We start from the raw sequence: 10,484 nt of genomic DNA, 5'->3' as shown, positions 1-10,484 counted from the left end.
TTGGTTACATATTTAATTCCCAATAAAGATAATATTTTTCTTAACTAAATGTAAATTATTAGACAAGGTTAACAACTAAATAGCTTTTTCGTTACGTTAACTACAAATAAATCAAATTTATTAACTGACTCAGTATCACAAATTAGTGTTAACAGAAGTCAGCTAGTCACATTTTTGGTACTATATAGCCCTTAGTCGGGGAGCCTTGTGCTGAGATCACACCTATGTGGAACCCGTATTTACTTGAACCAGTTAGTACTGGCGTAAGGAACTAAAATCAATTGCGGTTCAGTTGATGCTTAAAAGGTAAGTAATCATACCTGCTTTTTAGGCAAGCACTTCTTACGCTTTATTATAGAGATATGCTATGTCAGTCACTTTCAATAAAGCTACAACGCCCATCGTTTTAACCATTGCCGGATCAGATAGCGGTGGCGGAGCAGGTATCCAAGCGGATATCAAAGCTATATCTGCTACCGGTGGGTATGCGTGTTCTGTGATTACCGCTATCACAGCACAAAACACCCTTGGGGTTTCAGCTGTGCACCCTATCCCCTTGTCGATTATTGAAAAACAGTTAGATGCTGTATTTAATGATTTAAACATTGTTGCAGTGAAAATTGGTATGCTTGCTGATAGCGATATCATTGAGCTTGTCGCGGCGAAAATTCGCCAATATCAGCCAAAGTTTTTAGTGGTCGATCCTGTGATGATTGCCACTAGCGGCGATCCTTTATTAAAACAAACAGCCGTAAAAACCCTTAAAACCGAGTTGCTGCCACTTGCTGATATCATTACTCCAAACCTGCCAGAAGCTGCTGCATTAACACAATTAGATACTCCCAATACCCAAGAGGGCATGTTAGCCATGATAAATGCGCTACGTTTACTTGGTGCAAAAACAATTTTGCTTAAAGGTGGACACCTTGAACACACAAATGAAAGTAATGATGTACTTATCCTGCCGCAAGAGATAGAAATCTTCTCTGCACCACGAATTCAAAGCAGTAATACCCACGGCACAGGTTGTACCTTATCATCAGCTATCGCCTCTTATCTTGCTCAAGGTTATTCTCTTATGTCTGCGGTACAACTGGCAAAGCACTATATTACCGCTGCGATTCAACATGCAGATAAACTCAATATCGGACATGGGCATGGTCCTGTTGATCATTTCTTTGCGCTACATGCTGATACAGCAAATAATCACGGCTCTTAAACTGTTATAGCAATAAAATATCCCTCATATATCAATACGATAAATGAGGGATAGCCACATGAACGAACATCACAACAACAATGTAACTCCGTTACTCTTTGTCATTTTTCGTCAAATATTTTTCATTCTTCAGCACTGATCACACTTATCTTGTAATTTAGCAATTTTACGCCTTCAACTTTGTCATTTTTGTTTCTTTATCCATAACATAAATACAACAAAAACATGATATTCCGTGATCTAGCACTGAATGATTAAGACTGATGGCTAAGATAAAGCTCTTATTTTTAACCTAATTTTCAGGATATTTACCTCCAAGCGACTAAATTAACTCAAAAAGTTATCCATGCTCACCATCGCTTAGAGAAAAATATGAATTTAAAACCTTTAGCATTCAGCATTGCCTTACTATGTTCGGTTCCTACTATGGCTGCAAAACCTAATACAGATCTTCAGTTAATGCCTTACCCTCAGCAAGTGTCATTAACCAATAGTGCCCCTTTAGTGATTGATCGTCATTTCAATGCCCAATTAACAGGCTTCACTTCACCACGATTAACCTCATTGGTTGAACGCTTAAATCACCGCATTGAAAGACAAACAGGGCTATTTCTCACCACACCGATTCAAGCAAAAAACCAAACACCAACCCTCACGATTGATGTTAAAGCGCCTGCACCAACAAAAGTACAGCGCGCCAAAGAAGATGAAAGCTATCAGTTAGAAGTCACCAGTAAACAAGCAAAATTAACCGCTAATACGCCTTATGGGGCAATGCGTGGTATTGAAACCTTCTTACAGTTGATTCAAGCAGATACCAATGGATTCAATATTCCAACCGTCACCATTGAAGATTCACCTCGCTTTCCTTGGCGTGGCGCATTAATTGATACGGCTCGTCACTTTATTCCTGTTGATGTCATTAAACGTCAACTTGATGGACTTGCATCAGCCAAACTCAATACTTTCCACTGGCACTTAACCGATGATCAAGGCTGGCGTTTAGAATCTGTTGCCTACCCTAACCTACAAGAGAAAGGCTCAGACGGACACTTTTATACCCGAGAACAAATTAAAGATGTGGTGGCGTATGCCAATAGTCTTGGTATTCGAGTCATTCCTGAAGTGGATCTACCTGGTCATGCCAGCGCAATTGCCGCGGCTTACCCAAAATTAATGACCGAAGTAAAAGATTATCAAATAGAGCGTAAATGGGGCGTTCATAAACCATTACTGGATCCGACGAAACCTGAAGTCTATGAATTCATTAACACCTTAATTACGGAAGTTACCGAACTATTTCCTGACGAATATATTCATATTGGTGGTGATGAAGTAGATCCTGAGCAATGGAATAACAGTGCCCATGTTCAGCGTTTCATGAAAGAAAATAATTTAAAAGATGCACTCGCCCTTCACGCTTATTTTAACCAACGCGTCGAGCAGATTTTAAAACGCCATAAACGAAAAATGATCGGCTGGGATGAAACCTATCACCCAGATCTCCCTAAGAGTATTGTGATCCAATCTTGGCGTGGTCACGACTCTTTAGGTGAATCTGCTAACGATGGTTATCAAGGAATTCTTTCAACGGGTTATTACATTGATCAGGCACAACCTGCAGCCATGCACTATCGTAATGATCCGATGCCAAAGCCACTGCAAGTTGATGATGTCGTTGCCGAAGGTGAGCAATGGCAAACTTGGGAATTTACAGCCCCTCGTAAAAAAGGCAGCGCTGTAACAGGAACATTTACTTTAATTACCGCAAAGGATGGCACTCAACGTGGCTTTATCGATTACAAAGGTAAATCTCGCCGCGCCATTTTTGATATCCAAACTATTAAGGGTGTCACCCAATTCTGGATGGACTCTTGGATGGGTCAAACCATGCCAAAAGTAGTGTTAAAAGATGGCATTCTCACTGGTGATATGCAGGTCGGTAATGCCAACTATCCAATGACAGGTAAGTTAATTGCAGCTTCAAACATCGAAGGCAGTCAATACCCAACTGCACCTAAACCGGTTGAATTAGCTCAAAAACAACAAGATCGTATTCTTGGTGGTGAAATCACTCTATGGGCTGAAAACGTTAAATACGATACGCTCGAATTACGAATGTGGCCTCGCTCGTACGTGATTGCGGAGCGCCTATGGTCAGATGTGTCTATCACAGATGAAGACAGCATGTATCAACGTATGGAAACCATGGATGATTGGTCAACACTATCGGTAGGATTACAACATCAGTGGAACAGCATGGTAGGGCTAAAACGCCTTGCTAATGGACATGATATTGCACCACTGCAAGTGCTATCAGAAGCCATTGAACAAGCACAATACTATCATCGCCACCATGAGAAATGGGTGAACGAAAACTACGATCAGTTCGATCCGCTAAACCGTTTAGCTGACACCTTGCCACCTGAAAGTTTAGAAGTCAGAGCATTAACGCAAAAGGTAAACGCCTTTGTAAAAGATCCAAATAACGCAGCACTTAGCACTGATATTAAAGCAATGTTCCAACGCTGGGCTGAGAATACCCAAGCGGTGATGCCAATTATTGCTAGTAACCACCTACTGACACAAGTGGAACCTGTTGTTCAGCAAGTTGATTTGTTATCACGCACAGGCATTGAATTAGTCGATATGATTCAATCAGGTAAAAAGCTCGACCAAAAGCAGATAGCTACAATCAAACAAATGATTGCTAAAGCGAAACCGATCCAGGATGAGCTAATCGTGGCAGTTGTCTACCCGGTCGAAACACTACTCAATCATGCTTACTAACCGCAATAACCATTAATAAAAAAGGAGCCAATTGGCTCCTTTTATCTATCTGTATCAAGCAATTAACTATCGTGTTTATCCACTAAATCTTGCTCTACTTCTTCATTAAATCGCTTTGGCGGCGGTGTCCAACCACGCTCAGACTTAGTATGTTTGTCTGTACGCTCTTGTTTCATCGCTTCACCTAAAGTTGTCTCTAGCTGCATGAATAGCTCAACATAAGAGGTATTAAAGCGATCTTCATCGGTACTTTCTGCCCATGTTTGATAAAGTTTTTCTTTACTCTTGGCTTCTGTTTCCACAAAGGTGGCTTTTTGCTGCTCAGCCCTAAATGGATGTACGCCAAGATTTTTCAACGCTTCTGTACCTAATGCCAATGCAGAACGATAGGTTTCACTGATCACATAATCAGCCCCTGCACAGCGTAGTGAATAATGATGCCCACGATCGTAAGCACGTGCTAGCACACGCACATGAGGATATGTTTGCTTCACATAATGCACCAGCTCTGTCGCACGATCTTTATCATCAATGGCAACAATGAACAATTTTGCTTCTTCAATACCTGCGGTATGGAGCAAATCATGGCGCGTCGCATCACCAAAAAAACTCTTAATATTAATTTGACGCATGTTATCGATTTGCGTTACCGAATGGTCGAGTACCACAGTCTTTACACCATTCGATGCCAATAAGCGGTTAACAATCTGACCAAAACGACCAATACCGGCAATGATCACTTTACCTTGTTCATCAATTTCATCAGCTTCTCGTTCATTCTTCGCTTCGCTAAAGCGTGGCAAAATAACGCGATCAAACAAGATAAATAAGCCCGGAGTTAGGAACATCGATAACGCAACAACTAGCGATAACGTCTGGCTTATTGACTCAGGTAGTACATTGTTTTGTACGGTATAGCTTAATAATACAAAACCAAATTCACCGGCTTGTGCCAAACTTAGCGCAAATAACCAGCGATCACTTCCCTTCACCTTGAAGATAAATGATAGCAATAACAGCACCAAAAACTTCACTAGCATCACACCAACAGTAATGCCAATAACAGTACCGAATTGATCAAACAGCACGCTAAAGTCGATACCCGCACCGACAGTGATAAAGAATAATCCTAATAACAAACCTTTAAATGGCTCGATATTAGACTCTAATTCATGTCTAAATTCACTGTTTGCCAGCACAACACCCGCAAGGAAAGTACCTAATGCCGGTGATAAACCAATAAGGCTCATTAATGCTGCAATACCAATAACCAGCATCAATGCCGTCGCAGTAAAGATTTCACGTAGCCCAGATGACGCCACAAAACGGAACAATGGACGACTTAAGTAATGTCCACCAACCACAACACCAGCAATTGCTAAAATCACCACAATCGCATAAGCCCAGCCAGGAAGCCCCGCTACTAAACTAAGCTCTTCATGGTGCTCCGCCGCTTTTGCCACTACGGCTTGCGATTTTTCCACCAGCTCTGGTACAGCTAATAATGGGATCAACGCCAGCATTGGGATCACAGCAATATCTTGGAATAACAAAACAGAAAACGCACTCTTACCACCTTCTGTTTTGCTAAGCCCTTTCTCGCTGAAAGTTTGCAGCACAATCGCTGTAGAAGAGAGCGAAAAGATAAGGCCAATCGCAAGGGCATAAGACCATGCAATATTAAATAGATGCGCAATCCCCATAACCGCAAGAGCAGTCACAATCACCTGCAAACCGCCTAAGCCTAATAGGCGATGTCGCATGCCCCATAGCATTTTTGGTTCAAGCTCTAAGCCCACCACAAACAACATCATTACTACGCCAAATTCAGCAAAGTGTTGAATCGTTGTGGTTTCACTACCAACTAAACCAATCACAGGACCAATCACGACCCCTGCAATTAAATAACCCAATACCGAGCCTAAACCTAGCCGCTTAGCTAACGGTACGGCAATCACTGCTGCCACCAAATAGATGAAAGCCTGTAAAAAATATCCTGTCATAATGCGTGCTCTATTTAATGATCAGCTCTAAGCTGTGGTTCATCTTTGATAACTTGCTCGCCACATCATAGTTGAACTTATGATCTTGAATCGCAATTAACACTCGTTTCCAGTTATGAATATGTTGTTCAATACGTTTTTCTTCATTAGCAGTGCCTGCACCAAACAAAGCAAAAGGTGCGAGAAAATCCATGCCTGTTAATTCAGCCATCTGCTCCAACGGCTGCAATAACTCACGAATAGTAAAATGGTTAAAACCTTCTTTACGGTAACTGGATTCAGGACCACCAGCGGTTAAAGCACAAAAGAATTTTTTGCCAACCAGCGCATTCCCTTCACTGCCGTAAGCAAAGCCATATTCAAGCACAAGATCTTGCCACTCTTTTAACAACGATGGTGTGGAATACCAATACAAAGGGAACATAAACACAATCACATCGTGTTCACGTAGTCGTTGTTGTTCTCTATCAATATCAATGCGATAAGTGGGATATTCCGCATATAAATCAACGCAAGTCACATTAGAAATAGTTTTTGATGCGTTAAATAATGGCACGTTGATTTCTGAGCGGTTTTGCGACGGATGAGCAAATAAAATCAGTATTTTCGGTTGAGACTCAGGCATAATTTTCCTGTTTTAATCATTATTCATGCTACGACGGCAATGTGACACTTAATAGCAACTAAAGTTCCACATAAGACTAACAAACAACAACTTACATTCTTTTAAGGGATACTACTATACACAATATCAAAGCTTTTTACGGCTTCAAGAAAATAATGATTAACGATTACTTTCATGCCCTGATATGTATCCAGCACTTTCATCAATTCGGCTTGGCGGCACTCCAAAATAGCGTTTAAATTCACGGCTAAACTGTGCTGCACTTTCATAGCCAACCCGCTGCGCTGCTAAATTAGCCGCTAATCCTTCCTGCAACATATGGGTTTTTGCATGATTTAAACGGATCTTTTTGATGTACTGCAACGGAGGATCAGTAACCACTTGCTTAAACACTTTATGAAAAACAGAAACACTCATACCTGCCATCTCAGCCAGATCATTCACATTCAGCTTTTGAGCATAGTTGCCCTGTATAAAGCTAAGCACTGATGCAATTTTTGCCAATGAGCTATCTTGCTCACAATAATGCGCTAATAAATAGCCCTGATCACTTTGCAATAAATAATAAAAGAAACGTCGAAGCAAAGCCGTACCAAGTACTTTAGTATCAAGAGGATTATGCAAAATTGATAATAATTCCAACATACAAAGGTACATTGCTTCTGTCATCTGCGATGTCGCCACACCACAGCGCGTATCTTCAGTTTTCCAATACGGATGCTCAGATTGCATGATTGAGACTAACTCACTGATAACATTAATATCTAAATCAATATTAATCCCCATTAATGGTGTCTCTGGTGACGCAAAAGTCTCACAACTAATAGGATAAGGTGTAGTCACAATCAAGCAACGTTCTACATCATAGCCAAACTGATGTTGATTCAAATGACCGATCTTATTTCCTTGAAATATAATAACAATACCTTGCTCGTACATTTGAGGAGTCAGTCTATGGTAACGATCAATCCGAAATATTCGCACCCCTGATAGTAATGTATGAACGCGATTGGTTTGATCGGCTATACCATAGTATTCACACAAGGCTTCAGCTGTATCTGCAAGTTGCTGTTTTAACTTCTCGTTCATCAATCGATACTCGGTATTAATTCAATAAGCATAATGAGTAGATACTCATAACGGCTGTCTTTGACAAGATTTCACCATAGCATACAAATCACTCGCCCTCGCCAAATAAAATAGAAATAGGCAAGAATTAAAGAGGATTATGTATGTAATTACACCGTGATTCCCCTAAACTGACAACCGAAAAGAACAACAACATTTCTATCTGTCAGTTATAGATATCGGAGCCAATAATGGACAAATTTACTTACCAAAACCCTACTAGTATTCACTTTGGTCAAGGTCAAATTGCCGCAATCAGTACTGCTATTCCAAAAGATAAAAAAGTGTTAGTTATTTATGGTGGCGGCTCAATTAAACAAAACGGTGTTTACGAGCAAGTTGCTAACGCATTAGAAGGTTTCAATTGGGGCGAGTTTTCTGGCGTTGAGCCGAATCCCCAGTACGACACACTAATGAAAGCGGTCGAGCAAGTAAAAACTGAAGGTTATGATTACTTACTTGCTGTCGGTGGTGGTTCAGTGGTTGATGGTACTAAATTTGTTGCTGCAGCCGCTTGCTATCAAGGTGAAGATCCTTGGCATATTCTGTTGAAACAAGAGCCTGTAACACAAGCAGTGCTACTTGGCTGTGTGCTTACATTACCTGCAACAGGCTCTGAAAGTAACGGTGGTTCAGTTGTTTCTCGTGGTAAAGACAAGCTGTTCTTTGGCTCACCTCTGGTTAAACCGGCTTTTGCTGTGCTTGATCCACAAACCACATTAAGCTTATCACCACGCCAAGTGGCAAATGGTGTAGTTGATGCATTTGTTCACACCATGGAGCAATACCTAACCTACCCTGTTAATGCAAAAGTACAGGATCGCTTTGCTGAAGGTCTATTGCATACACTGGTTGAAGAAGGTCCTAAAGCGCTTGCAACACCAGACGACTTAGCAGTACGTGCTAACATCATGTGGTCAGCAACCCAAGCACTGAACGGCTTGATCGGTGTAGGTGTTCCACAAGATTGGACAACCCATATGATTGGTCATGAACTAACAGGTAACTATGGTATTGATCATGCGCGTACATTAAGCATTGTATTACCAGCAGTAATGAAAGTACGCCGTAAAGAGAAAGAAGCCAAGTTACTGCAATTTGGTGAGCGTATTTTCGGTTTAACATCAGGTACAACTGATGAGCGCATTGATGCTGCGATTGAACATACCATTGCATTCTTTAAACAAATGGGTGTACCAACTCGCCTTGCTGATGTTGAACTCAATGAGAAAGATGTTGATGTGATCTTAGCAAGTCTTGAGAAACATGGCATGGTAGCATTAGGTGAGCGTCAAGAAGTTACCCTTCCGATTAGTCGTGAAATCCTAATGACAGCGTTATAATTCATTAGTACAACAATAAAAAAGGGAGCACATTGCTCCCTTTTATTTTTCAGCCATCATTACACTGTAATAGTGAAACGTTGACGAGTCACATCGCCCCAATACGCATCGTGATAAATATCTTCAACATATTGATCATTCGTGTAAGCACCAATTGCACGACGCCAAAAAGCAATAGCATGCTCAGCACCTTCAATTTGCTTACTTTCCCACTCACCCGGCATCATTGAAAATAGGCTGTGAGCAAAACGTTGTCCTGCTTTATTCTTACGAAATACAGGTACAACGTAGAAATCACATACTTCATAGTGAGAATTGCCATGATCGGCAATTGCAGCAAGTCCTGCAGGTACACCATCAAAATATAAAAGAAAGCCCATCACATTGCCTTCAACTGGCGTATCTAATGCAAACATTCCATCATTATCAGGCACTTTTTTAGTAAGCGGAGAGAACTCAGCCTCATAAGCCTGAGTAAGATTTAAGTAAATTGATAGGTTTGAGGCATTAACTTGTACTAATTCCACTGCAGATACCTTCTTTTATATATTCGTTTTATCTATGTTCGTAATAATGGCTCAACTCAATGAACATCGTGCAAAAAAAGTGTTAAATCTTAAAAAACAATAAAAAAGGAGTGCCAATGCACTCCTTATTTTTTGTTGGCTGACGATTACTTTAACTTTTCAGGCAGCAACACGGTATTCACTTGGCTCTTCTTCGAACCTTTTGCCTTCATCACTTGTGTCTCTAAATTGTAGCTGATCTGTGCCGCTTTAATGGTGCTACCATCTTGGGTGATTTTTGCTTTATCTTTTAGCACCATCATATTATTTGATGGTGTGTAGATACCATACAAAGATTCACCATCAACGACTTTGCCATCTTCCATTACACGGTGGAAGTAAGCTGGTTTGCCATAAACTTCCACACTTTTCAGATCTTTAGTTTTACTATCAAGTTTAATAACAGCTTTATCTGCTTTGATCTGAACACCACCTTGAGTGATGTCTACTTTACCTGTCAATGTCGTTACATTATTAATTACATCAACATCTTGTGTGATTGCTGATAAATGAATAGGTAATTGATTTTGCGTTTGTTCAGCCCATACCGATGAGCTCAGTAGCAACATTAATCCAGCTGTAAATAGCTTTAATTTCATACTTAGTCTTCTACTTCATTATTGCTTTCATCTCTAACCATTATACCTTGAAAATCAATTAATAGCGGACAATGGTGAGAATAATTTTAAATAGTGTTTTTTATTACAGTAAAAACACGGGCTAACACAAAGTTTAGTCTTTCTTATATCACAATAGTCAAAATTAATGTTATCTGATGGTTAAATGCCACTTTTTAGATGATTAAACTAC

The 10,484-nt window shown here is 40.4% G+C and carries 8 protein-coding genes and 1 riboswitch; of the genes, 3 read left to right on the top strand and 5 right to left on the bottom strand.

What is annotated here, in order from left to right:
* Positions 1 to 186: 186 nt before the first annotated feature.
* Positions 187 to 287: riboswitch (TPP riboswitch) on the top strand.
* Between the two features lie 80 nt (positions 288 to 367).
* Both thiD and E5A76_RS04930 read left to right on the top strand, forming a co-directional pair.
* The gene (gene thiD / locus E5A76_RS04935; protein ID WP_161118265.1) at positions 368 to 1,219 is read left to right on the top strand and encodes a bifunctional hydroxymethylpyrimidine kinase/phosphomethylpyrimidine kinase; all 852 of its coding nucleotides are present in this window, start codon (positions 368 to 370) and stop codon (positions 1,217 to 1,219) included.
* Positions 1,220 to 1,591: 372 nt separating this feature from the next.
* Entirely contained in the window at positions 1,592 to 4,009 is a 2,418-nt protein-coding gene (locus E5A76_RS04930; RefSeq protein ID WP_161118264.1) for a family 20 glycosylhydrolase, read from the top strand.
* A gap of 62 nt (positions 4,010 to 4,071) precedes the next feature.
* Here E5A76_RS04930 and E5A76_RS04925 read toward each other — a convergent pair whose 3' ends face one another.
* The 3 genes from E5A76_RS04925 to E5A76_RS04915 form a co-directional block, all read right to left on the bottom strand.
* Complete coding sequence (locus E5A76_RS04925; protein ID WP_161118263.1) at positions 4,072 to 6,012, bottom strand: monovalent cation:proton antiporter-2 (CPA2) family protein; 1,941 nt, start codon at positions 6,010 to 6,012, stop codon at positions 4,072 to 4,074.
* 10 nt (positions 6,013 to 6,022) lie between these two features.
* A complete protein-coding gene (locus tag E5A76_RS04920; RefSeq protein ID WP_053989355.1) occupies positions 6,023 to 6,637 on the bottom strand; it encodes an NAD(P)H-dependent oxidoreductase in 615 nt (204 codons plus the stop codon).
* 159 nt (positions 6,638 to 6,796) lie between these two features.
* Positions 6,797 to 7,726 carry an AraC family transcriptional regulator gene (locus E5A76_RS04915; protein ID WP_161118262.1) on the bottom strand — a complete coding sequence of 310 codons (930 nt, stop codon included), beginning with the start codon at positions 7,724 to 7,726 and terminating at the stop codon, positions 6,797 to 6,799.
* A gap of 230 nt (positions 7,727 to 7,956) precedes the next feature.
* Between E5A76_RS04915 and E5A76_RS04910 the strand changes: the two genes are divergently transcribed.
* Entirely contained in the window at positions 7,957 to 9,108 is a 1,152-nt protein-coding gene (locus E5A76_RS04910; protein ID WP_161118261.1) for an iron-containing alcohol dehydrogenase, read from the top strand.
* Positions 9,109 to 9,167: 59 nt separating this feature from the next.
* Here the strand turns inward: E5A76_RS04910 and E5A76_RS04905 are convergent, their stop codons facing one another.
* Together E5A76_RS04905 and lptA are read right to left on the bottom strand one after the other, a co-directional pair.
* Positions 9,168 to 9,635, bottom strand: a complete 468-nt coding sequence (locus E5A76_RS04905; RefSeq protein WP_053989358.1) for a GNAT family N-acetyltransferase — start codon at positions 9,633 to 9,635, stop codon at positions 9,168 to 9,170.
* 146 nt (positions 9,636 to 9,781) lie between these two features.
* Positions 9,782 to 10,273 carry a lipopolysaccharide transport periplasmic protein LptA gene (lptA, locus tag E5A76_RS04900; protein WP_053989359.1) on the bottom strand — a complete coding sequence of 164 codons (492 nt, stop codon included), beginning with the start codon at positions 10,271 to 10,273 and terminating at the stop codon, positions 9,782 to 9,784.
* Positions 10,274 to 10,484 lie beyond the last annotated feature (211 nt).

This window comes from Photobacterium lucens, assembly GCF_009873615.1.
GTDB classification, from domain to species: domain Bacteria; phylum Pseudomonadota; class Gammaproteobacteria; order Enterobacterales; family Vibrionaceae; genus Photobacterium; species Photobacterium lucens.
The sequence above is the reverse complement of the archived record's forward strand: the minus strand, read 5'-3'. Positions and strand labels throughout refer to the sequence as shown.